This window comes from Streptomyces sp. NPDC056296, assembly GCF_042268605.1.
Classification (GTDB): domain Bacteria; phylum Actinomycetota; class Actinomycetes; order Streptomycetales; family Streptomycetaceae; genus Streptomyces.
This window is the reverse complement of sequence record NZ_JBHJRX010000152.1, coordinates 1-1,266: the sequence shown is the minus strand read 5'-3', so window position 1 is coordinate 1,266 and position 1,266 is coordinate 1. Positions and strand designations below refer to the sequence as shown.

Sequence of the window (1,266 nt, the reverse complement as noted above, 5' to 3'; positions counted from 1 at the left end):
CTTGCGGCAGGTTGCGTTGGCGCTGGGTGGACAGGCTGGTGAACGCCTTGCCGAGCACTTGGCCGTCCCCGTGAGTGGGCCCACGTTGCTGCGGCTGATCCGCGCCATAGACCTTCCGAAAGTCCCCGAGCTGACCGTGCTCGGTGTTGACGAGTTCGCCTTCCGCCGGGGCCGGCGCTTCGGCGCCATCCTTATCGACATGGCCAGCCACCGGCCTGTCGATGTCCTGCCCGACCACACGGCCGACACCTTCGCCGACTGGCTCCGCGAGCACCCGCATATCGGCACGGTCTGCCGTGACCGCGGCGGCGCCTTCGCCGAGGGCGCCGAACGCGGGCAGCCTGGAATCCCGCAGGTCGCAGACCGGTGGCATTTGCTCCACAACCTCGCCACCGGGCTGGAGAAGACGGTCACCCGGCACCGCTCCTGCCTGAAAGCCCGCGAGCCCGAGACGGCTCCCGCCCCGGCCAAGGAGCTGGAGGAAGAGTCCGCCTACGAGCGCAAGATCCGGGAACGGCACTACGACGTACAGGCCCTGTTCCAGCAGGGCCTCACCATCGCAGCGATCAGCGCACGGCTCGGGCTCGACCGCAAAACGGTACGGCGATACGCCAAGGTCGCCACCGCCGAGTCGCTGATGCGCGAGCGGCCCCGCCGCACCAGCGCGCTGACGCCGCACAAGCCGCATCTCGCGCGGCGGTGGACCGAAGGATGCAACAACGCGCAGACCCTGCGCGACGAGATCGCCGCCCGCGGCTACCTCGGGGGCCGCAAGAGTGTCCGGCGCTTCCTCAATTCCCTGGCCAGGCACAACGGCCCGCGAGCCGTTCCGCCACCACCACCCGCAGTCGCCGATATCGTCCGGTGGATCATCGGACGGCCGGAGAATCAGAGCGACCAGGCCCGCCAGGACCTCAAGGACGTGTGCACCCGCTGCCCGGAGATCACCGAAGCCTGCCGCCTGGCCCGCGGCTTCGCCACCATCCTCCGACGCCGCGAGGGTGACCGGCTCGGTGACTGGCTCACCCAGGCCGACGGCTCCCAGGTCAAGGAAATCCGCACTTTCGCCAACGGGCTTCGCAAGGACCTCGCCGCCGTCACCGCCGGACTCACCCTTCCGCTGAACTCAGGTGCCGTCGAGGGCAATGTCACGAGGATCAAGCTCCTCAAGCGCCAGCACTACGGCCGGGCCGGCTTCGACCTCCTGCGAAGACGCATCCTCCTGGCGCACTGACCAGCTCGCTTCACGGAAAGTGCCGAAGAGCC

At 69.1% G+C, this 1,266-nt stretch carries 1 protein-coding gene; it reads left to right on the top strand.

The window, feature by feature from the left end:
• Position 1: 1 nt before the first annotated feature.
• Complete coding sequence (locus ACFCZF_RS40895; protein WP_376675995.1) at positions 2-1,234, top strand: ISL3 family transposase; 1,233 nt, start codon at positions 2-4, stop codon at positions 1,232-1,234.
• The last annotated feature ends 32 nt before the right edge of the window (positions 1,235-1,266 follow it).